Below are 22,147 nucleotides of genomic sequence, written 5' to 3' on the forward strand. Positions count from 1 at the left end.
GAGAACAGGTTCATGGTAAAAGCATTTATATTTGATTTTGATGGACTCATTGTCGATACAGAGACACCTTGGTACTATGCATTTCGCGATATTTATGAAGAGCACGGAGTGGAACTTGGTCTGGAGCTATGGTCGAAAAATGTGGGGACATCCTTTGAGGAGTTTCATCCATTTCTATATCTGGAGCAGGCGCTCCAAAAAAAGATAGATCATGATCATATCAAACTTCTCTCTGAACAGAAATACGAAGTCTATTTGGGACAGGCTGCCATTCTTCCGGGGGTGTATGAATTGCTTCAGTCTGCGAGGGAGAAGGGGATTCAGCTTGCGGTTGCTTCCAGCTCCACACGGGACTGGGTGCATGGTTACTTGCAGAAGTTAGGCATTTTCGATTATTTTACAGTTGTTCATACATCTGAGGATGTGAAGCGAGTGAAACCGGACCCTGAACTGTACCTTCTTGCTCTCCAGAGTCTTGGGATCGAGGCTTCCGAAGCGATTGTGTTCGAAGATTCACCTAATGGCTTGAAGGCAGCCAATGCAGCAGGTATTCGTTGTATCATCGTGCCTAACGAGGTAACGCGTGGTCTGGAATTCGCCATGCATGAACTTCGGTTATCCTCGCTGGCCGAGATTGATATGGAGGCGCTTTAATCCAGATACTGCTTGCGTAGCTCGATAGGGGAGATCCCTTCGTATTTTTTGAACACTGACCCAAAGTAACTGGCACTGTTGAAACCAACGGCTTTGGCTATTTCATGAGCGGTTGTAGCGTCATTTTCGATGAGCATTTCCTTGGCTTTCAACAACCGATATCTCATGAGATACTCCAGTGGAGTCATTTGAAATTCTTTTTTGAATATCCGATTCAGGTGCTGCTCGGTAACATCCATCTGCTCAGCCAACATGGGGAGAGAAATATCCTGATGATAATTTTGTTTGATAAAAGTAATGAGTTCATCCAATCTTAATCGGGCATCAGAACGTTCGTAAGCACTATAGCGTTCACCTTCAATGGTTAATCTGACCAAAAGCATGTACAGTAATGCGGATACGTGCCAGATCTGATCCTTGTGCCGGGACTGCAGCGCCAACGTAATTTCACGCAACAGGATATGAAGCATTCCATCCGGCTTGAAGGCGCGCAGCTCCCCGATCTGCAAGGTATGCAAGAACCGTGGCAACAAATAGCCATTGAAAGACAGACAATCAAATCGTAATGAATCACTCAGATTGTGGTAACGGTAGGTTACCTCCGGAAACAAAATAAGAGCGGTCCCTTTTTTGATCGAAAATTCATGATTCTTTGCTGCGATTCGCCCTGTTCCTCCGATGCACTGTACAATGCTGTAATCCCGTGAATGGTCGCTCCAATTCATCAATTCATCAACGGTCAACTGGTTTTGCCCTGTAATCATGAGCGGCATATCGGTATCCAGCGGATTCCCCATGCTAGGTTTCGGCATCGTCGTGTTATTCCTCTTTTCGTTAAAGGATCATGTGCGTAAGTGGCGTGGTTACAGAGTTAAAAGAAACCTAGAAAGAATTATATTACATAAATGGAATAATTTTAATTGAATGACGGGTAATATATAAAACGTTTTCATATAAATGTTTCAACAATTATTTCTTGGATGAATGAGTATGAACAGTGGTCTGATCAGCCTCTATATGGACCTTAAAGTACGCCTGCCTTGCCAACAGAATGCGAAACGTTATACGCTATAACGAATGAGTGATTAAAGAAAGGAATGCAAACATGAAGAAAGTCATCGTAGTCGGATCGGGTATTCTGGGGGCATCAACAGCCTATCAATTAGCCAAACATGGCGCAGAGGTCATCATCATAGACCGAAAAGATATAGGACAGGCAACGGATGCAGCTGCTGGTATCATCTGTCCATGGCTGTCACAGCGACGTAATCAGGACTGGTATCAGCTCGCCAAGGCTGGTGCGCGGTTCTATCCTGGCATCATAGCGGAGCTTGAGGGTGAAGGAGAAACGGAAACCGGATATGCTCAAGTGGGTGCGCTCAGTATTCATACGGACGTGGACAAAATCAACAAGATGGAAGGGCGGGCCCATCTTCGCAAAGCAGATGCACCGGAGATTGGCGACATCACACCTCTGGATGTAAAAGAAACCCATGAACGTTTTCCATTGCTGGATGAACGTTATCAGTCGGTACATATCAGCGGTGCTGCACGTATAGATGGAAGGGCGCTGCGTGATGCCTTAATCCGGTCTGCACAGCGAAATGGAGCGGAAGTGATTCACGGAGACGCCACGCTTCAATTCGAAGCAAATCGGGTCGTTGGTGTGAGTGTTAATGATCGGAGTTTCCTGGCAGATGAAGTCGTTGTCTGTGCAGGTGCATGGGCCAACGAACTGCTGAAGCCGCTCGGGTTACACTTTAAAGTGCATTATCAAAAGGCACAAATTATGCATCTACATGTCACGGATGGGGAGGATACAGGCCGCTGGCCTGTGATCATGCCACCTTCTGACCAATATCTCTTGGCCTTTGATCAACAGAAGATTGTGATTGGAGCCACTCATGAAAATGATGTGGAGGGTTATGATACAAGAGTAACTGCAGGAGGCATGCAGGAAGTTTTGAATAAAGGTCTGGAACTGGCGCCGGGGCTAGCCAATAGCACATTCCAGGAAGTAAGAGTTGGGTTCCGTCCGTTCACGCCAGGCTTTCTGCCAGTAATGGGGGCTGTCCCAGGCTGGGAAGGTCTGATTACCGCGAATGGACTTGGAGCCTCTGGATTGACCATGGGTCCTTTTATCGGGAGTCAACTGGCGAAACTAGCTCTCGGCATGGAACTGGATATCGATATTGAGCCCTATGCTGTTGGCAAAGCAATGGATGAAATTAAAAGAGGTGAGTCATGACATATTCACAACGTTTATCCGATGGAGCGAATTCGTCCGACATCATATATCTGGAACATCAGATCGGTACGACTAAAGAAGAACTGCGCATAGCTTTAGAGAAACAAGAAACATACAAAAGCGAATTGTCGGAATTGTCGTCATCACCAATCGGTAAAGCATCGAAAGAGGGTTCGGACGAGCAAGTCTTAATGGAGAAGGCACGCCAAACGCAGAACTTGATTGAAACCTTGTCTGCACAGCTGGATCAGCTACAGGAAGCATTGGCGAAACTAGGGGATTGATCGGTTCGTATCGCTGATCTCTCTGAAACACCGACAAAAATAATATACGATACGTATAAAACGAAAACCCCTTATATTAAGGGGTTTTTCTGATTTAGTTCAAATGGTTTATATCAATAAATGAACGTATGGTATAAAATGGAATCAGGTGCTGAACTGTCAATTCAGGTACCCATGTAACCAATCACGAAACTATGCTGAGAGGTGGATTCCAAATGTATAAAGAAGTGATACGCGTTGAGGACATCACGGGGTTTCAGTCCAGATCTGAAGAGTTTTTCCCACTTCACTGGTTTCGAAAAATGCTGTCCGAGCATCCTGTGTACTATCACGAAGATACAGACACCTGGAATGTGTTCAGATACGATGACGTGAAGCAGGTCCTCAGTAATCATGAGTATTTTTCAGCCGAAGGAACCCGGACGACCATTGCCGTTGGAGCGAAAAACAATGAAGGCACACCCCCAGACAAATTAAACATATCAAGTATCGATCCTCCCCGTCATCAAAAAAGTCGTTCGTTGTTATCTGCTGCTTTTACACCGCGTAGTCTGAAGAACTGGGAGCCACGCATTCGCAACATTGCAGAGCAGCTGGTAGCAGATATTGAGCCGAATACGACCATTGATATTGTTCAAGCGTTGGCTGCTCCGCTGCCTTCGATGGTTATGGCTGATCTGCTCGGCATCCCTCTCACAGACAGTCATCGCTTCAAGAACTGGGTAGATATTCTGTTTCAACCTACCAATCCGAAGACTGCTGAAGAGAGTGAACTGAAAAAACAAACTGCAGCGCAAGAGTACTATCAATTTCTGTATCCTGTTGTAGTTCATAAACGGTCCCATCCTGGTCAGGATATCATTACGGATCTGTTGAACGTTGATGTTGAGGGGGAGAAGTTCACGGAGGATGAGGTTGTTCGCACGACCATGCTTCTGCTCGGAGCTGGTATTGAGACAACAAGCCATATGGTTTCAAATACGTTCTATTCCTTCCTGTACGATGACCCGAGTCTGTATGGCCAACTAAGACAGAATCCCGAGTTGGTTCCGCTCGCAGTGGAAGAAATGCTTCGTTATCGGTTCCACAATGCCAAGCGACATCGGACAGTGAAGCAGGATAACCAACTCCTCGGAGTAGACTTGAAAAAAGGGGATGTCGTCATCTCCTGGATGAGTGCAGCCAATATGGACGAGCAGATGTTTGAAGACCCGTTTGAGCTAAACATTCATCGTCGGAATAACAAAAAACACCTTACCTTTGGTAATGGCCCACACTTTTGTCTAGGTGCCCCATTGGCAAGAATGGAACTAAGCATCGCCTTGACAGCATTTGTGGAGAAGATTGCTCGGATTGAACCGGCGGAGTCCTTTGATCTGGAGAGTAATCTGGCCACTTCAGCTCCGGGACAGTCGTTAACCCATCTGCCAGTGAAGATCGTTGCGGAGTGAGAAGGAATCATACGGGATACAACCTAAAAAGCGGCAGATCAGACGTAAACGTCTTGATCTGCCGCTTTGTTATGCAAGCAATTATGAGGCTGGACACCTTAATTTGAGTTCATAGAAACTTTTTGTCTTACCACCTGTTTGATTTCTTCCTCTTTGGCTTGTTTGGTACGTTTGATAAAGAAGGAAAGAACCAATCCCACAACAGCGATACCGATGATAACAACATAAGCATCATTGATACCCTGGATCATGGATTCTGTAGCAAGCTGTTTTTGACTGAGACCATTGGCTGCACCAGTCGCCATCATATCCTGTACGTGTGCCGTTGTACGGGAGGTCATGACACTCACGAGCAATGAAGTACCCACAGCGCCAGCTACTTGTCTGACGGTGTTGGAGATAGCTGTGCCGTGTGCACCAAGTCTTGGTGGCAGTTGGTTAAGCCCCGCAGTCTGAATCGGCATCATGAGCAGAGCCATACCAATTCGGCGGCCAGTTGACATTAATACCAGGTAACCATAGCTGGTTGAATCCGTTAAGTCGATGAAACCAATTGTCGTCACTATGGTGATCACCATCCCGATAACAGCCAGCCATTTTGCTCCAAATCGGTCAAACAATTTTCCGGCTACAGGCATCAGGAAGCCCATGACAAGAGCACCCGGGAGCAGTAATAATCCGGACTCCAGTGCAGTGTAACCACGTGCGTTCTGGAGGTACAAGGGAAGCAACATCATGTCAGCATACATGATCATCGTAATTGCGATACTAATGACCGTGGTCAGGGAGAACATGTTGTATTTGAAAGCCCGCAGATCAAGCAGCGGAGTATCTGAAACGAGCTGCCGCCATGTGAATAGTGCAAGAGCAACTATACCAGCAGCGATACAGATAAGTACTTCTGCACTTGACCATCCCAGACTTCCTGCTCTGCTGAAGCCATACAGCAATGCGCCGAATCCGATGGTGGACAGTACCACACTGATGGTGTCGAACTTCGTACTAACTCGTTCGGATACATTCTTCAGGTATACAAACGCAAAGGCAATGACAATAAGAGTTAAGGGTATCATGCCGTAGAACATCGTTTGCCAAGAGTAGTTCTCCAGAATATAACCGGCAAGTGTAGGCCCAATTGCAGGGGCGAAAATGATCGCAAAACCAACCATACCCATGGCTGATCCTCGTTTTTCAGGAGCAAACAAGGTCAAAATAACGTTCATCAAGAGCGGCATGATAATGCCCGCGCCCGCTGCCTGAATCATGCGTCCTGTCAGCAATGTGCCGAAGTTGGTTGCAAGGGCGGATACGATGGTACCAATCAGGAAAATAAACATTGAAGCTTGGAATAATTGCTTGGTTGAAAAGCGTTGCATGAAGTAAGCCGTAATGGGGATAAGTACCCCGTTCACCAGCATATAACCTGTCGTTAACCATTGTGCTGTTGCGGCGGAGATGTTAAAATCACCCATCAGTTCAGGTGTAGCGACACTCATGATCGTTTGATTCAACGTTGCAAGGAAGGCTCCCAAAATCATGATAAACAGGATGGGGCCTTTCTTTACGGATAATTCTTCTTGTACTCTAGCCTGACTCAATCCTTTTCATCCTTTCAATCCACGCGTGACTAAATTTACAACGTGTTGTATAGTTTACATTGTATTTATTGAATTATATACATATTCGGACAGATTACAATTTACGTTATGATGTGTTTTCGTTGTTTATTTTACAGAAATTATGAGTTTGTTGTCTAAATCAAAAATAAACGACTGATCGTTTAAAATTGTAATGTTCAAAATTTGAAGGAGGGATACACGTGAAAGACGAGAAGAAATCAGCCGTGGACCCAAGAATATTGCGAACACGTCAGTTAATTCGAGGTGCATTTGTTGAATTGCTGCAGGAAATGGATATTGAGAAGTTGTCAGTCAACAAAATTGCCGAACGAGCGACGATTAATCGGGTAACCTTCTACCTGCACTATCGAGATATTACGGATATGATGGAGAAGATGGCCGACGAGATGATTGAGCATATTGAACGGATCGTGGATGAATATGCCCCTCATTTTGAGAAGCATAGGACGGAAGAGGCTTGGCCTGTTTTGGTCAAGTTACTGGAGCATTTTGCAGAGAACGCCTCGTTTTATAAGGTCGTACTTGCTACAAAGCGCACACCGATTTTTACCGAACGACTGCTCAAATTGTTGAGTACGCTGGTCAAAGCCAAAATTGATCGGGTGGAGATGGAGGATGAACTCGAAGAATCTGGTATTCATAAGGAGATTGCAATCTGGTACGGTTCTTCCGCCCTGATCGGCACCATTGTCGCCTGGCTGCGCAACGACATGCCGTATTCCCCGCATTTTCTGGCGAAACAATTCTCTTTGATTCGCTCGTACTCGTATAATGAACTGATATAATCAAAGTAGAATCCACTGATGGCAAATGGGGAGATATGACAGGAAAATTGTAGCCCATTTCACCTAACGTAATAGAGGAGGAATAATGTAATGAAATATAGTGCAGAACGTATCTATGTGAGATTTTGGAATGTGGAAGATGCCGCTTTGCTTCTGGATCTACAGATTCGTAACCGTGCGGAAATTGAGAAAATCTCAGCGAGTAATCGGGATGAGTCTTTCTACAGCTTGGAAGGGCAAAGGTCACTTATTGAGAGCTGGAACAAGAAGAGAGAAGACGGAAATCGCTATTCTTTTGGTATTTTTCTACATACAACGGATGAACTCGTCGGTGAAATTTCTTTGTTCGAGATCATATTGGATTCTACCCCAAAATGGATCGTTGGTTATGTGACGGATATTCTACATCAAGGAAAAGGGTATATGAGCGAAGCCCTGCAATGTGTGCTGGAGTTTGCCAAACACGAAACTGAAATTACTCGAATCGAAGCTGGCGCTGTACCAGAAAACACAGGCTCTATCCGTGTCCTTCAAAAGGCAGGATTCAAGGAGAATGGGTCACAGCCTGTGCCAATCCAAGGAACGTTGAAAGAGCATACGATGTTTGCTGTAGATATACTATAAGCACGAGGTTTTACTATTTATTATATAAGTTGAACTATATATTTCAACGTAACGGAGAGGACAGAAAAACCTATGGCTACTATACTCGTTGCTGACGACGATGCGAATATTCGCGAACTCGTTTGTTTATTTCTAAAAAACGATGGATTCACAACGGTGGAAGCTGCGGACGGTAAGGAAGCTCTCACCGTGTATGGCGAAACTCCAGTGGATCTGGTTGTGCTTGATATTATGATGCCTGTTATGGACGGTTGGGCACTGTGCAAGGAACTCCGAAGAGCCAATCCCGACCTCCCGCTACTCATGTTGACTGCGAGAGGAGAGACTTGGGAGAAGGTGAAAGGATTCGAACTGGGAACGGATGATTATTTGACCAAACCGTTTGATCCATTGGAGCTTACCGCTCGTGTCCGAGCATTGCTGAAACGATACAAAATTGGCTCCACACACACAATCCAGTTTGGCAACGTCATCTTGGACCGTCAGACGTATAAGGTGATGAGAGGCACGGAGTCGCTTACGTTACCACTTAAGGAGTTCGAATTACTGTATAAGCTTGCTGGAACACCAGGACAAGTCTATACACGTGAGCAATTAATCGATCAGATATGGGGTATTGATTACGCCGGAGATGATCGAACGATAGACGTACATATTAAGCGCCTGCGCGAACGATTCGCAACTACACCTGATTTTCGAATTGAAACGGTGCGTGGGCTAGGATACAGACTTGAGGTCTACGAATGATCCGATCCATATATATTCGTGTGGTCCTGACCTTTCTGGGGTCTGTCATCGCTGGTACGGTCATTTCATTTTTTGTGTCTACCTGGATATTTGAGGACAAATTGAACCAAAACGCTCAAATTAACTTGCGTAATTTTGGCCAAGACGTTGTGCAGATCTATAAGACCCTCCCAGTACGTGAGGCGGACTTGTACGTAAGTGGAATGAAGCAGCTCAATTCCTATCATATCCGAATTTACGAAGCTTCCGGTCAGTTCGAGTCTTACGGAAAACTTAACGGACATAAGTCTGCTGCTGTGACGAGTGAGCAACTAAAGAAAGTATTAGCTGGGGGCGTTGTTCAAGATACGAGGGATGGGATCGCTACGGTGATTTTAGGGTTGCCTTTGAAAACGGAGATGGGAACCAAAGCGATGTTTTTGGAAACACTCTCACCTCCCTCAGCCACGTTTGTGGTCAAGTGGGGCTTGATCTTTGCAATCAGTTCGTTGATGACAGGAAGTTTGTTAATCCTGGTTGCTTCTGTATATCTGGTGAGACCGATTAAGAAGTTGACCCAAGCAACCAAACGAATTGCAGCTGGAGATTTCAACGTCAAGTTGAACATTAAGCAAACGACTGAGATTGGTACGTTGGCCCGCAGCTTTGAAGAAATGATGCATGATCTGAAGCAGTTGGAGCAGATGCGCAGGGAATTTGTTACCAATGTTTCGCATGAGGTTCAGTCTCCACTCACCTCGATATCCGGTTACGCTTCGGCACTGAAGCAAGTAAACCTCTCAGAACAAGAACGGAACCGTTATCTGGATATTATCATCTCTGAAGCGAAACGAATGTCCAAAATGAGCGATAGCCTGCTCAAGCTGAGTTTGCTTGAATCGCAGTCACAGCAACTACGGCTCACCACATTAAGCCTTGATGAACAGATCCGGCGGGTCATCGTGGCACTTCAGCCGCAATGGTCTGCGCGCAACATTCATTTCGAGCTTGATTTGGAGAACGTGAAGGTAACGGCTGATCACGACCAGTTAAATCAGGTATGGACAAACATCATAGGAAATAGCATCAAGTTTTCCAAGGATGGCGGTATGATTAAAGTCCGTATCGAAGAGGATTTCAAAAATGTGACTGTTCGAATATCCGACACGGGCATTGGAATTCCCCTGGAAGACCAGAAGCGTATATTCGACCGCTTTTTCAAGGCAGATCGTTCCCACAGTCGTAAATACGACGGGAGTGGTATGGGACTAGCAATCGTTAAACAGATCGTATCGCTTCATCAGGGTGACATCCGAGTGGAAAGTGAACCTGGTCAAGGCACAACCTTTATGATCACGTTGCCCATCCATCCACCAACCGATAGTTAGATTCACAGGATAGGTGAATGAATTAGAATATCCATCGGAGTATCTAGACCGAATTATCATGTCATGTGTAACATGCAAGCTTCCTTGTATGTTACACATGGCATTTTTTTGCTTGTTCATACTCCGTTCATATTATGGTCATGGGGAGTACATCTTCGTTGGTTAGGCTTTTATTAGCAGCCTGTTAGGCCAATATACAGATGAGGATAGGAGCAGATGAATGTGAATCAACAAGCAGAGAAAGAAGTACAAAGTAAAAGCAAAATAAAGAAAGTGTTAAACATCTTGTTTAAAGTGTTTGCCGCAATCGTTATAGTAATCCTACTTTTTGTAGCTACCGTATATACCGTTAATAAAATCAGTAGTTATTCGGAGCAAAAAAGAATGGAGCCGTATGGTCAACATGTATCCGTAGACGGGAAAAATATGAATGTATTCATTCAAGGCGAAGGCGAGGAAACGATTGTACTTCTGCCGGGTTTTGGAACAGCGTCACCTGCACTTGATTTTAAGCCACTCATTTCAGAATTATCCCCTTATTATAAAGTCGTTGTGGTTGAACCTTTTGGTTATGGATTGAGTGATCAGACTGAAAAGGAACGCAGTACAGCAAATATCGTCAGTGAAATCCACGAAGCGTTACAGAGTCTACATATTGACCGTTATATCTTGATGGGTCATTCCATTTCGGGGATCTATAGTCTGGATTATGTGAACAAATATGCAGATGAAGTAAGTACATATGTCGGGCTGGACACCAGTGTTCCAGCAATTAGTGAACAGAAGGTTGAAGCATCAGAAATCGTACCGATTACATGGTACCGTAACTTGGGTTTCCCACGTTTGCAATTGAAAATGAGTGATGATCCATATGCTGGGCTACCGTATGATGAACAAACCAAAGAACAATTGAACATTTTGATACAAAAGAACATGTTTAATTCAACTCAATTAAACGAGATTGTAAGCATGTATTCCAATTTTAAAGCAGCTGAACAGTTAACGTTGCCTGTTAATCTCCCGGTTCTTTTCTTTGTTCAAAAGAATCATCCGGCAGCGGAGAATTGGGTTCCTGAACATGAGAAGTTAATAGAGAATTCTGTGCGTGGTGAAGTGATGCTACTCGAAGCAAATCATTATTTATACCGTTCCCATGCCAAAGAAATCGCTGAAAAATTCAGGAGTTTTATGACGCAGCAATAAATATTGATTGGCTTATTCATATTCAGTTCATATTGGCGTCACGGAGAGTACATTTTCATTGGATAAGATTTCATTAGCAGCAAAGAAGACAACCGAACAAACAGTTCAAGACAGGAGAAGATCAGAGTGACACTACCAGAAGGAAAAAAAGCCAAGAACAGAACCAGGGTCAAGAAGGTACGAAATATTATACTTAAAGTACTGGGCGCAATCTTAATTGCCATTATTCTATTTTTAGGTATTGTTTATATCACCAATGTGATTAGTAGTAATTCAGAGGCGAAAAAGATAGAGCCCTACGGTCAGCATGTATCTGTAGACGGGAAAAATATGAATGTGCTCATTCAAGGTGAAGGCAAGGAAACGATTGTGCTTCTGCCCGGTTATGGAACAGCAACACCAGCGCTTGATTTCAAGCTGCTTATTGATGAATTATCTCCATATTACAAAGTGGTTGCTGTTGAGCCATTCGGTTATGGATTAAGTGATGAAACTGAAAAAGAAAGAACCACAGAGAATATCGTAAGTGAAATTCATGAAGCTCTGCAACAACTTGATATTCATCAGTACATGCTTATGGGTCACTCTATTGCAGGCATTTACGGCATTGATTATGTGAACAAATATCCGGGTGAGGTGACTGCTTTTGTTGGTATCGACAGTAGTGTTTCCACCCAACCTAGTATTACAGATGCGAAGTTCCCATTAAAAACGTTTGCGCTTCTCAGAAATACAGGTCTCTTAAGATTAATGATGAAAGTGAATGCAGACCCCTATGAGGGACTGGCATTTGACGATCACACAGTTGAGCAGATGAAAATGATCTCGAATAAAAACATGTATAATCCCACGTCATTAAATGAGATGGGTCATATTTATTCCAATTTCAAAGGTGCTCAAGGTTTAACCTTCCCTAAAGACCTTCCACTTCTTCTCTTTGTACAAGCAAATAATGAAGGTGTTGAAGGATGGATTCCGTTGCATGAAGGGCAGATCAAAGATTCCGTACATGGGAAAGTCATCACTATGGATGGTTCACATTATTTACATCATACTCAATTCAAAAAAATTGCTGAAGATGTAAGAGCATTTATGAACGAAGCAAAATAAATATGGTTTCGGCCGTTGCCGTGCTGAGAGAGAGGAATTTAAATGAGATTATTTGAGATACTGTTAGTTCTATCCTGTTTTGCTTTACTCGTAGACCTACTATTTATTAAAAGAAGTGCAAAGAAAACAGGCTTGGGTGTGGGGATAGGAAGTAGCGTTATACTCGTAGTTCAATTGTTAGTTGAGGGATACAGATGGCAGTTGCTTTTGGTATATATCATGACGGCTCTATTCATAATTATTGTTTTACTCAGACATTCCGAAAAGATGATGAATCTAAAAATAGGGAAGTTCTTGAAATATAGTTTATCTTCCCTAATTGTCATTCTGCTGGTTGTTTCTACTGCCTTGTCTGTATACTTACCTGTCTTTAATTTGCCGAAGCCGGATGGTCCAGAGAAAGTGGGAACTCAAACATTTCATTTAACGGACCAGAACAGAGACGAAAGCTTCACTGAAGATCAAAGCGATAAGAGGGAACTAATGGTTCAAGTTTGGTACCCTACTGAAAATAAGAATAATATCAAGCGTGACACGCTGTTTCCAAAAGATAAAGAGAGGTTCAATAAGTATATTCAGAGCTTCTCTAATTCTTTAAAACTGCCTGAATTTGTGCTCGACTATTGGAAGTATAGTCAAACCAACTCTTATGAAAATAGTGAAATATTATCTTCTACAAGTCCTTATCCCGTGATACTGCTATCTCATGGTATGGGAACCAGTAGAGTTCTACATGCATCACAGGCCGAGAATCTGGCCAGTCATGGGTTTATCGTGGTCACCATCGATCATACGTATAGCACCTTTGCTACCCTTTTTCCAGATGGCCGTGTAACGGATTATAAAAAAAGTACGACTACACTAGAGGAACGTACAAAAACAGGGAATATATGGACGGAAGACGTGGAGTTTGTAATCGATCAAATCGAAAAGCTGAATTCAGGTGCAATCGAAAGTCAATTTAAAGGGAAGATCGATTTAAATAACATAGGCGCAATGGGGCATTCTTTTGGGGGTGCAACCGCGTTTAATGCAACTTATCTAGATCAGAGAATCAAGGCCGGGGTTAATATGGATGGGTCACTATATGAAGTGGAAAATAGAGATGATATAAACAAGCCGTTTATGTTCATCCGATCGGGAAGTTTTGAAGACTGGTTAGCCAATTTTGAAGTGGATAGAAATTCGGATGATGAAGTAACTAAATTTCTTTCAGATGAGCTACACATTATGAAAAATGTTATCAATCATGGGGGAAATGTGATTTATGTAGAAGGAACCCAGCACTTTAATTTCACAGATCTTCAATTCTATTCGGAGCTGGTTAAACTGTCCGGAATAACAGGAGACATTAATGGTAAAAGAGGATCAAACATCGTGAATAAATATGTACTCGATTTCTTTAACAAGCAACTGAAAGAAACGGGTGGAGATCTGATTCAGGGACCGAGCGACAAGTATCCGGAGGTGAAATTTGTAAACCCAGAAGAACTCTAATACCAAAACATATAAAATTCAGGAGATGATGTGAATGGGACGACAAAAGGGAAAACGAACTTCAATCACCGCCTTAACTCTGGTGTTAACGATGTTGGCTCCAATGTCAGTCATGGCCGCATCAGCTACAAGTAACAGCAACGATCTAACGTATGAACCAACCAAGAAAATAGTGGCGGAGAAAGCCAAGTTGCTCACGGAGACGTACGGTACGACAAGTGTGCAATATGCATTAATTGATAGTGGGGAGATTGTGGTATCTGGTCAGACAGGCAAGAACGATCTAAAGGACAAGGTGCCTCTGACGCCGGATACGATCTATGGTATAGGTTCAACGAGTAAAATGTTCCTCACAGCTTCTGTTATGAAGTTAGTTGACAAAGGCAAGATTGATTTGGATCTGCCTGTTGTGAACTATATACCGGATTTTCAGATGAAAGATCATCGCTACAAACAAATCACACCACGCATGCTGTTGAATCATTCTTCCGGTCTGCTGGGCAGCACTGGCAGTAACGCCACATTGTACGGGGATAATGATACGTACTCACATGATACGTTTCTCGAGCAATTGGCGAGTCAAAACCTGAAGGCCGATCCCGGCGCATTCTCCGTGTATAGTAACGATGGGTTTACGTTATCCGAGATTATGGTTGAACGTGTTAGCGGCATGAGTTTTACAGCTTTCATACACCACTATTTTACGGAACCTTTGGACATGCAACATACCAAAACACCACAGGATGTCGTTGACCCGGCAGCAATGGCGGGAATCTATTCTCCTGTGTATGAGGGACAGCTTCCACAAGAGAATTATAATATCATCGCTACTGGAGGCATTTATTCGACCGCTGAAGATCTAGTGAAATTTTCACAAATCTTCACGGGAGAAGTCGATGGCATTCTATCCAGTAAGTCGGTAGAAGCCATGGCGCAAGAAGAATACAAAAGAGGCATGTGGCCGGAGGATAGCGATACGTCTATATCTTACGGGTTAGGGTGGGATAGTGTGAACCTGTTCCCATTCAGTGAATATGGCATCAAGGCCTTGACGAAAGGTGGAGATACGATATCGTATCATTCATCATTAATCGTCCTGCCGGAATATAATCTGGCTGCGGCCGTTACCTCATCAGGGGGAACGAGTGCCAGAGATCAGTTCATTGCAAGTGAATTATTACTAAGCGCACTTGAGGAAAAGGGTATTATTACGGAACGAAAGCCCGAAAAATCATTTGGCGTGCCAGTGAAGGCTGTTATACCTGAAGAAATATCCACGTATGCGGGTATATACGGTACTAATAATTCGGTTAAGAAGATCGAAATTAATGCTGGAAAAATGAATGTATCGGCGCTAACAGCTCCAAATAACCCGGCTCAAGTATACACATATACAGCGGATGGTACGTTTGTTAACGATGAAGGCACAGAAAAGTTGAAATTTGTTAAGGAGAAGAATGGAAGGACTTATCTGTGGTATCGATCTTATATATCCTTGCCAGGACTTGGACAATTGGCTTTCTCCGAATATAAAATGGAGAAGCTGGAAGCCAATGAATTATCCCAGGATATTACGGACTCATGGGAGCAGCGTGAAGGTAAAAAATATTACCTGGTGAATGAGAAATATACATCAACGGTTTATCTCCATTCGGCACCAATTCTCCCTATTCATTTGGACAAAGAGACCCCGGGATATATATCCAATACTAAGATTATTGGAGCAAACGAAGCAGTCACTGAGCTGCAAATCCCTGGCCTGGCTGGACGTGATACAAAGGAGATTTATTTTGCTAAAAAGAACGGAGTAGAGTACATTACAGCCGTTGGTAGCATATACGCCAGTGAGGAAATGGTACAACCACTCTATTCGGGTAAACAATCTCTAGCAACAATTCAAGCAGACGGATATGCCAGATGGTTTTCGATACCAGCAACGGTGAAAGGAAAAGTCATGACGGTTAAAATGCCTGCAACTGGCGCCTTTGCCGTATATGATCAAAAGGGTATTTGTATTAATCACACCGTAGTCAGCGGTCAGAATGAGGTTGTTTTACCAGAAAACGGCCGCATTGTATTTGCAGGTGACGTGGATTCCACTTTCGAAATTTCATTGAAAAAGTAAAATGAATGTATTTAAAAAACATACCAAAGCCTTCTCCATGACGTGGGGAAGGTTTTGGTATGTCAATGTAGGGAATATTTAATTTTCCGAATTCAGGACGGTATCAGTTCTCCGCCGAGGCTTTTGCCTGCTTGATGCGAAAGGAAATCGTAAAGCTCAAGAGAACGAGAATTAATTGAAGAGATAGAGCCAATATAATCCCCGTCAACAACCCCAAATTTAGTGACTGACTAACGGCAATAAGGGCTCCTCCGACGCCGATGCTTACCCCTGGGCTAAATGCATCTGTAAACTGAAGGCTGGCGGAGATCTCACCTTCTTCACCTGTTTTTGTATTCTGTAGTGCAATCGCTCCAGTCGTAGGATGTGCCAAACCGATGCCGAATCCAGTGAAAAGCTGTGAAATCACTGCAAATACGATCCCTCCTTCGGGGAGGCCAACAGCGAGAATGACCGCAGCAACACCAATGATCATAAATCCAATACCAATGGTTACCCGTTTTTTTCGGCCCATCCCATGATCTTTAGCATCAAACCTGGACTGAAGCCAGGCAGCCGCTGACCAGCTTAATGCACCAGCGGCTACAATTAATCCCGCCATATCCGCAGGAAGCTTTTTCACATCTGTCAAAGCGAGGACAACATAACTCTCGGTCGCATTATAACTAGCAACAAAGAATCCTCTTGAAGCAATTGTGGCCGGTAAACCTCTTCTGGCACTTAAGGTGCCCTCGGGCAGCAGCTTTCGCAAAGGCTGAATCATGATAAGCAATCCTGCTACGGAAAGCACAATTCCTTTCCAATCGGTTATATAGCCTAGCCCAGCCAGCAACATTCCCGTTCCGATAGTCAGTAATACTGCAAAACCTTCTTTTTGGTTATTCTCGGAAGGTTTATTCACTCTAACTGTAAATTTGCGGAAAGCGGGAAGCGTCAGCATGACAGCCAAACCAATGAAGGGAAGCACGAGCCAAAAAACAACTCTCCAGGAGATATGCTCCGCTATAAGCCCAGCAATATAAGGGCCTATTAGTGCAGGTAGAATGTATGCGCCGGAAAACAAAGCAAGTATTTTCGTTCTCAGCTTATCAGGATAACCTAAAGTAATGCTGTAATATACACACGTAATGATACCGCCTCCACCAAACCCTTGAAATACTCTCCCTATAATTAGAGTAATCATGTTCACCGAAGTAGCCGCAATTACGATGCCGATCACAAAAAAAAGTATCGATATGCCAAACGATGCAAATACGCCGTTTTTGTTGATCCGCGCTCCAATGATCATTGTTCCAAGGATTTGTGCCAAAAGAAAAGAGCTGAATATCCAACCGTACAAATGGAGCCCATTTAATTTTTGAGCCAGGCTTGGAGCAATCGTAACAACTGCTAAACCTTCAAACGCGACGGTAGTGACAGCAAGAATGATCCCAATGGTCAATGCTCTGTACTTGGCGTCGAAAACACCTGTTTCTTTTGCTGTTATTTCCATCTTTAAAATCTCCTTTAGAATAAATTTTAATAGTCTCGACCATAGTTGCTGCAGCAAGTATATGACAAAAAAAGTTATCCCCCCTTTAAAGTGGAGAGGACTCCTCTTTGGACTATAGATCTTTTACGTTGTTATACATTACAGTAAGAATCCTTCTAAACATCTCAACCTCCTCCTTGGATAACCCCTGGATCGTTTTATTATATGCATCCATGGAAGGAGCAAGAATTTCATCTTTCATATCTCGTCCTTTAGGAGTTAAATAAACACGTAAAGATCTTCTATCCGTTTCATGAATCACACGATAAATAAATTCTTTCTTTTCGAGCTTAAACAGCATCCGTGCAACATTCGTTTGGTCCTTATGAAGTCTCTCGGCAAGTTCTTTTTGAGTAATGCCTTCTTTTTCCCATAGTACGATTAGTATTTCCCACTGATCCACTGTGATGTCAAACGGATTGACTACCTTTTGATAGTAATTATTCAGTTTAAGTGCCGCGCGCTGTACATTAACACCGATATATTTTTCTAATTCCAAGGTTTTCCTCCTAAATAACCGTCATGATTATAGTTGCTGTGACCATTATAATTCTACCTCTTTTTGGTGTCAATTAATAGAAGTGTTCATGGAAAAGTGCCCGATCCAAAGAGATCACTTCTTTTTCCGTTGGATTGATGTATGGCGTAAAGTTTACGTTGTTTCAAGTGAATATAAAGGTTGACATCTTTTGGGATTTCGCATACATTCGTATACATGAATGCGTTGTATACATATGTATACACGTAATGGGGGTGGCAAAAATGAGAGATCGTGATCTGAATGAAATCGATGGAAGTGTACGTCAAGGTGAGCGTCCGAAACGTGATATGATTGACAGCGAGCAACGTGGAGAGCGTTCCAGACGTGGCAGAGGGCATGGAGAACATCAGGGAAAACGGGGCCATGGTGCGCAAACATTCCGCCGCGGCCGGATTCTTGTATTTCTGGAGCAGATGCAGAATCGAAGAACAACGCTCGCCAGACAACTTGGCCAGGAGGAGTATGAACATATTCGCCCAATGATCAGTGGGGAGTTGAAAGCTATTGATCAGGTCATCGACGAGTATATCCATCTGTTCGAGCTGCAAAATGAAGATGTAAACCCCAATAAGGATCTGGAGAGTGAGAGTGAATAAGTATGATTCGTCGTTTTTTTTCGTATTATCGTCCTTATAAAAAACTGTTTTTGATTGATTTTGGATGCGCTGTACTCGCAGGTCTTCTGGAGTTGGCTTTCCCCCTTGCCGTCAGCAAATTCATTAATGAATTGTTGCCAGGTCAGGATTGGCCTCTCATTTTGCTTGCCTGTGTTGTGCTGTTATCCATCTATGCACTTAATACTGTATTGAACTATGTCGTTACATATTGGGGACATATGCTGGGCATTAACATTGAGACCAACATGCGTGAGAAAATGTTCGCTCACTTGCAGAAGTTGTCCTTCCGGTTCTTTGATAATCGTAAAACAGGCCACTTAATTGGTCATCTTACGAATGATCTGAATGATATAGGCGAGGTTGCTCACCATGGACCTGAAGATGTATTCATCGCAGTAATGACATTGATCGGATCGTTCTGGCTGATGGCTAACATTAATCTTGAGCTTGCGCTGCTTACCTTTATCATTATCCCAATTATGGCTTGGGTCATTATCGTATTTGGTGGTCGCATGACAAAGACGTATCGGCGACTTTTCGGAGACGTCGGCAATTTCAATGCGCGTATTGAAGACAACGTTGGTGGCATGCGTGTTGTGCAATCGTTCGCCAACGAAGAACATGAGAAAGAACTTTTTGCGGTGGATAATCAGAATTTCCGTAAAACCAAACTGCTTGCCTACAAAACGATGGCGAAAAGTATCTCGGTCAGTTATATGATGATGCGACTGGTTACTGTCTTTGTCATGATCAGCGGGGCTTGGTTTTATATCGATGGCAGAATCAATATGGGTGACTTTATGGCCTTCCTGCTTCTGTCTAATATCTTCTTCCGTCCGATTGAGAAAATCAATGCCGTCATAGAAAGTTATCCAAAGGGCATCGCTGGTTTCAAACGTTATCTGGAGATCATTGATACAGAACCTGAAATTGCGGATAGCAAAAACGCCGTTGAGTTCGAAAGTGTTAAGGGTGATATTCGCTTCGAGAACGTCTCGTTCGGATATGAATCCAGTCGGCGTATTCTGAGTGATATCAGTCTGTCTGTTCGACCAGGGGAAACCGTTGCTTTTGTTGGTCCTTCGGGTGCAGGCAAGACGACGATCTGCAGCCTGTTGCCCCGATTCTATGAGGTAGAAGAGGGACGTATCACTGTGGATGGCGTCGACATTCGTAACGTTAAGCTTCAATCGTTGCGTAAGCATATCGGAATCGTTCAACAGGATGTATTTTTGTTCTCGGGTACCATTAAGGAGAATATTGCTTATGGTGATCTCAGTGCAACGGATGAACAAATCTGGGATGCCGCCCGTCGTGCCTCATTGGAGGAACTGATCCTCACGTTGCCTGATGGCATGGATACCATTATTGGTGAACGTGGTGTTAAACTCTCGGGAGGACAAAAACAGCGTTTGTCCATCGCACGTATGTTTTTGAAAAACCCGCCCATTCTTATTCTGGATGAGGCAACCTCTGCGCTGGATACGGAAACGGAAGCACTGATCCAGCAATCACTCGCTGAATTGTCGGTGGGCAGAACAACACTTGTGATTGCACACAGACTGACAACTATCAAGAATGCAGATCGAATCATCGTAGTAAACACAGATGGTATCGCTGAGCAGGGCAACCATGAGGAATTGGTCGCCGCTGGAGGGATATACAGCCGTCTTCATCAGGTGCAATATAGTCACTCTTAATCCATATAAATTGAATTTACACTAGCCACTCCGATGACAGAACAACCTTCCGATCGCTGTTATCCCCAGATTTTTTTATTCCTCTTATCTAAAGGGGAAATCCGGGGATAAAGGCGAACGCTCCGCTTCTTCAGGTTCTTTCTGTCCTCTCCGTTTTGTGTAAATGTTTAGTCAATTTATATAGAAACTTAAGCAGTTGACTAAGTATCTGGATAAAGTACTAAAACAAGTAAACCTTGCCGCGCATATGCGCGGCTTTTTTTATTGATTGGATATTAAAAATGAAGTTATCAAATGCTATGTAAAAGATAATGTTGACAACGTCCACTAACGTGATTATTATAATGTTGACAATGTCCACTAAAAAGGAGGGTTTGACATCGACTCTCAGTACATAAATCCAGATATACTGGCTGACATGCGACGTTTTAACCGTTTTTATACCAACATACTTGGTGTACTCGACAAGCATATTCTCGGAACAGGGTATTCCTTTGCTGAAGTACGGGTCATTATTGAGATTGGGATTCGGGGAGAGAGCATTGCGAACAATCTGGTAGATACTCTGACCATTGATCGCAGTTACATGAGCCGAATTGTGAACAAGCTGTCCAAGGAAGGACTGCTGGTGAAAGTGGATTCTGCTGCCGACAGCCGGGTCAGTCTGATTCGTCTGACAGCCAAGGGTGAGGAACTGTATGCCCAATTGAATGATCGATCCGATCAACAGATCCTGAAGCTGATGCAAGAATTGAATGAAGAAGAGATTCAAGAGGTATACACCTCCATGATGAACATACAAGAGAAGTTGAACAAGAAGGCAGGAGAGACAACACGATGATACGATTTGAATGTGATTATAACGAAGGTGCGCATGAACGAATTTTACAAAAACTGATGGAAACCAATATGGAACAGACGAGCGGGTATGGCACGGATGAGCATTGTGAACGGGCAAGAATGCTTATTCGTCAGGCCTGTGACAATGAGCAAGCTGATGTTCATTTCCTGGTTGGTGGTACACAGACGAATACAACGGTGATTGCGTCCATTTTGCGTCCATATCAAGGTGTGATTGCTGCGACCTCGGGACACATTGCGGTTCATGAAACTGGAGCTATTGAAGCTACGGGACATAAGGTACTCACGGTTCCAAGCGAGGACGGAAAGATCACGCCTGAGCAGGTTAGAGCAGTCTATGATGCGCACATGAATGAGTCGTCACCGGAACATTGTGTGCAGCCAGGCATGGTCTACATATCTCAGCCAACCGAGAACGGAACGATGTACAGCAAGGCAGAATTGCAAGCATTGCATACAGTGAGCAGAGCATGTGGTCTTCCGTTTTTCGTGGATGGAGCACGTCTTGGATATGCACTCGCTTCACGCGATTGCGATATGACACTTGCTGACCTTGCGCGCTTGTGTGATGTGTTTTACATCGGGGGAACCAAGATTGGCGCATTGATGGGAGAGGCGGTTGTTATCCTGAATGATGCGCTTAAACCGGATTTTCGTTATATGATCAAACAAAAAGGTGGCCTGCTTGCCAAAGGCAGATTGCTGGGTATCCAATTCGAAACGTTGTTCGAAGATGGTCTGTACCTCGATATTTCCCGTCATGCGGTAGATATGGCCTTGAGAATTCACGACTCACTTGAACAGCACGGGGTACGTTTCCTGTACGACTCACCAACCAACCAGCAGTTTCCGATTCTGCCTGATCGTTTGCTTGAGAAATTACGCAGCGGTTATACCTTCTCCTTCTGGGAAAAAGTTGACGCTACACACAGTGCGGTGCGATTCTGTACCAGCTGGGCAACTCGTCAGGAGAATGTGGATGCACTGACTCGTGAAATCACTCAATTATTGCACGAAGAGACCCACGTGCCAGAACGGGTCGAAGCATTGGTCTGATCTTGTTCAAAAATGAAGGAGAACAGCCCGATTTCCTACTCATAAATACGAGTATTTTGAATAAATCCAAAAGCAATTACGCAGAATTCTGATACTGAAAAAAGGA

The 22,147-nt window shown here is 43.7% G+C and carries 20 protein-coding genes; 16 read left to right on the plus strand and 4 right to left on the minus strand.

The genetic code is table 11. The features are described 5' to 3' along the window. The first annotated feature begins 12 nt into the window (after nt 1-12). Nucleotides 13-654: an HAD family hydrolase gene (locus V6669_RS14235; protein ID WP_127548321.1), complete on the plus strand. Its 642-nt coding sequence runs from the start codon at nt 13-15 to the stop codon at nt 652-654. On the opposite strand, the gene V6669_RS14240 is transcribed toward V6669_RS14235, so the two are convergent. Continuing rightward, on the minus strand, nt 651-1,466 hold the full coding sequence (locus V6669_RS14240) for an AraC family transcriptional regulator (protein ID WP_338594512.1): 816 nt from the start codon (nt 1,464-1,466) through the stop codon (nt 651-653). The two genes, V6669_RS14235 and V6669_RS14240, sit on opposite strands and share 4 nt — an antisense overlap. Before the next feature lie 293 nt (nt 1,467-1,759). Here V6669_RS14240 and V6669_RS14245 point away from each other — a divergent pair, with 293 nt between their 5' ends. From V6669_RS14245 to V6669_RS14255, 3 genes are all read left to right on the plus strand, one after another. Further along, nucleotides 1,760-2,902 carry an FAD-binding oxidoreductase gene (locus V6669_RS14245; protein ID WP_338594514.1) on the plus strand — a complete coding sequence of 381 codons (1,143 nt, stop codon included), beginning with the start codon at nt 1,760-1,762 and terminating at the stop codon, nt 2,900-2,902. Continuing rightward, the gene (locus tag V6669_RS14250) at nt 2,899-3,186 is read left to right on the plus strand and encodes a hypothetical protein (RefSeq protein WP_338594516.1); all 288 of its coding nucleotides are present in this window, start codon (nt 2,899-2,901) and stop codon (nt 3,184-3,186) included. The genes V6669_RS14245 and V6669_RS14250 overlap by 4 nt, the downstream gene beginning before the upstream one ends. A 215-nt stretch (nt 3,187-3,401) precedes the next feature. Further along, nucleotides 3,402-4,637, plus strand: a complete 1,236-nt coding sequence (locus tag V6669_RS14255; protein WP_338594517.1) for a cytochrome P450 — start codon at nt 3,402-3,404, stop codon at nt 4,635-4,637. A gap of 98 nt (nt 4,638-4,735) precedes the next feature. On the opposite strand, the gene V6669_RS14260 is transcribed toward V6669_RS14255, so the two are convergent. Beyond that, complete coding sequence (locus V6669_RS14260; protein WP_338594946.1) at nt 4,736-6,175, minus strand: DHA2 family efflux MFS transporter permease subunit; 1,440 nt, start codon at nt 6,173-6,175, stop codon at nt 4,736-4,738. A gap of 281 nt (nt 6,176-6,456) precedes the next feature. On the opposite strand from V6669_RS14260, the gene V6669_RS14265 reads away from it, so the two are divergent. The 8 genes from V6669_RS14265 (at nt 6,457) to V6669_RS14300 (ending at nt 15,735) form a co-directional block, all read left to right on the plus strand. Then, nucleotides 6,457-7,062: a TetR/AcrR family transcriptional regulator C-terminal domain-containing protein gene (locus tag V6669_RS14265; protein ID WP_338594519.1), complete on the plus strand. Its 606-nt coding sequence runs from the start codon at nt 6,457-6,459 to the stop codon at nt 7,060-7,062. Between the two features lie 90 nt (nt 7,063-7,152). Next, nucleotides 7,153-7,686, plus strand: a complete 534-nt coding sequence (locus V6669_RS14270; protein WP_338594521.1) for a GNAT family N-acetyltransferase — start codon at nt 7,153-7,155, stop codon at nt 7,684-7,686. Nucleotides 7,687-7,758: 72 nt separating this feature from the next. After that, nucleotides 7,759-8,433 carry a response regulator transcription factor gene (locus tag V6669_RS14275; protein WP_076211879.1) on the plus strand — a complete coding sequence of 225 codons (675 nt, stop codon included), beginning with the start codon at nt 7,759-7,761 and terminating at the stop codon, nt 8,431-8,433. Then, nucleotides 8,430-9,800, plus strand: coding sequence for a HAMP domain-containing sensor histidine kinase (locus tag V6669_RS14280; RefSeq protein WP_338594523.1), 1,371 nt, complete (start codon nt 8,430-8,432; stop codon nt 9,798-9,800). Before V6669_RS14275 ends, V6669_RS14280 begins: the two co-directional genes overlap by 4 nt. Nucleotides 9,801-10,016: 216 nt before the next feature. Then, nucleotides 10,017-11,003: an alpha/beta hydrolase gene (locus V6669_RS14285; protein WP_338594524.1), complete on the plus strand. Its 987-nt coding sequence runs from the start codon at nt 10,017-10,019 to the stop codon at nt 11,001-11,003. Between the two features lie 126 nt (nt 11,004-11,129). Continuing rightward, nucleotides 11,130-12,113, plus strand: coding sequence for an alpha/beta hydrolase (locus tag V6669_RS14290; protein WP_338594527.1), 984 nt, complete (start codon nt 11,130-11,132; stop codon nt 12,111-12,113). Nucleotides 12,114-12,155: 42 nt separating this feature from the next. Further along, a complete protein-coding gene (locus V6669_RS14295) occupies nt 12,156-13,610 on the plus strand; it encodes an alpha/beta fold hydrolase (RefSeq protein WP_338594529.1) in 1,455 nt (484 codons plus the stop codon). A 34-nt stretch (nt 13,611-13,644) separates the two neighbouring features. Continuing rightward, a complete protein-coding gene (locus tag V6669_RS14300; protein ID WP_338594531.1) occupies nt 13,645-15,735 on the plus strand; it encodes a serine hydrolase domain-containing protein in 2,091 nt (696 codons plus the stop codon). Between the two features lie 103 nt (nt 15,736-15,838). Here the strand turns inward: V6669_RS14300 and V6669_RS14305 are convergent, their stop codons facing one another. Continuing rightward, nucleotides 15,839-17,227, minus strand: coding sequence for an MFS transporter (locus tag V6669_RS14305; protein ID WP_338594533.1), 1,389 nt, complete (start codon nt 17,225-17,227; stop codon nt 15,839-15,841). A gap of 112 nt (nt 17,228-17,339) precedes the next feature. After that, nucleotides 17,340-17,765: a MarR family transcriptional regulator gene (locus V6669_RS14310; protein WP_074094962.1), complete on the minus strand. Its 426-nt coding sequence runs from the start codon at nt 17,763-17,765 to the stop codon at nt 17,340-17,342. Between the two features lie 263 nt (nt 17,766-18,028). On the opposite strand from V6669_RS14310, the gene V6669_RS14315 reads away from it, so the two are divergent. From V6669_RS14315 to V6669_RS14330, 4 genes are all read left to right on the plus strand, one after another. After that, on the plus strand, nt 18,029-18,403 hold the full coding sequence (locus tag V6669_RS14315) for a hypothetical protein (RefSeq protein WP_338594536.1): 375 nt from the start codon (nt 18,029-18,031) through the stop codon (nt 18,401-18,403). A 2-nt stretch (nt 18,404-18,405) separates the two neighbouring features. Further along, the gene (locus tag V6669_RS14320; RefSeq protein WP_315935280.1) at nt 18,406-20,124 is read left to right on the plus strand and encodes an ABC transporter ATP-binding protein; all 1,719 of its coding nucleotides are present in this window, start codon (nt 18,406-18,408) and stop codon (nt 20,122-20,124) included. Nucleotides 20,125-20,542: 418 nt separating this feature from the next. Next, on the plus strand, nt 20,543-20,965 hold the full coding sequence (locus V6669_RS14325; RefSeq protein ID WP_036670809.1) for a MarR family winged helix-turn-helix transcriptional regulator: 423 nt from the start codon (nt 20,543-20,545) through the stop codon (nt 20,963-20,965). After that, entirely contained in the window at nt 20,962-22,041 is a 1,080-nt protein-coding gene (locus V6669_RS14330) for a low specificity L-threonine aldolase (protein WP_338594541.1), read from the plus strand. Before V6669_RS14325 ends, V6669_RS14330 begins: the two co-directional genes overlap by 4 nt. Nucleotides 22,042-22,147 lie beyond the last annotated feature (106 nt).

Origin of the sequence: Paenibacillus sp. Y5S-9 (assembly GCF_036894235.1) — a bacterium.
Taxonomy (GTDB): Bacteria; Bacillota; Bacilli; order Paenibacillales; family Paenibacillaceae; genus Paenibacillus.

Coding starts and splice junctions, on each gene's coding strand:
- V6669_RS14235 (WP_127548321.1), top strand. CDS start 13: ATGGTAAAAGCATTTATATTTGATTTTGATGGACTCATTGTCGATACA.
- V6669_RS14240 (WP_338594512.1), bottom strand. CDS start 1,466: ATGCCGAAACCTAGCATGGGGAATCCGCTGGATACCGATATGCCGCTC.
- V6669_RS14245 (WP_338594514.1), top strand. CDS start 1,760: ATGAAGAAAGTCATCGTAGTCGGATCGGGTATTCTGGGGGCATCAACA.
- V6669_RS14250 (WP_338594516.1), top strand. CDS start 2,899: ATGACATATTCACAACGTTTATCCGATGGAGCGAATTCGTCCGACATC.
- V6669_RS14255 (WP_338594517.1), top strand. CDS start 3,402: ATGTATAAAGAAGTGATACGCGTTGAGGACATCACGGGGTTTCAGTCC.
- V6669_RS14260 (WP_338594946.1), bottom strand. CDS start 6,175: ATGATTTTGGGAGCCTTCCTTGCAACGTTGAATCAAACGATCATGAGT.
- V6669_RS14270 (WP_338594521.1), top strand. CDS start 7,153: ATGAAATATAGTGCAGAACGTATCTATGTGAGATTTTGGAATGTGGAA.
- V6669_RS14275 (WP_076211879.1), top strand. CDS start 7,759: ATGGCTACTATACTCGTTGCTGACGACGATGCGAATATTCGCGAACTC.
- V6669_RS14280 (WP_338594523.1), top strand. CDS start 8,430: ATGATCCGATCCATATATATTCGTGTGGTCCTGACCTTTCTGGGGTCT.
- V6669_RS14285 (WP_338594524.1), top strand. CDS start 10,017: ATGAATGTGAATCAACAAGCAGAGAAAGAAGTACAAAGTAAAAGCAAA.
- V6669_RS14295 (WP_338594529.1), top strand. CDS start 12,156: ATGAGATTATTTGAGATACTGTTAGTTCTATCCTGTTTTGCTTTACTC.
- V6669_RS14300 (WP_338594531.1), top strand. CDS start 13,645: ATGGGACGACAAAAGGGAAAACGAACTTCAATCACCGCCTTAACTCTG.
- V6669_RS14305 (WP_338594533.1), bottom strand. CDS start 17,227: ATGGAAATAACAGCAAAAGAAACAGGTGTTTTCGACGCCAAGTACAGA.
- V6669_RS14315 (WP_338594536.1), top strand. CDS start 18,029: ATGAGAGATCGTGATCTGAATGAAATCGATGGAAGTGTACGTCAAGGT.
- V6669_RS14320 (WP_315935280.1), top strand. CDS start 18,406: ATGATTCGTCGTTTTTTTTCGTATTATCGTCCTTATAAAAAACTGTTT.
- V6669_RS14325 (WP_036670809.1), top strand. CDS start 20,543: ATGCGACGTTTTAACCGTTTTTATACCAACATACTTGGTGTACTCGAC.
- V6669_RS14330 (WP_338594541.1), top strand. CDS start 20,962: ATGATACGATTTGAATGTGATTATAACGAAGGTGCGCATGAACGAATT.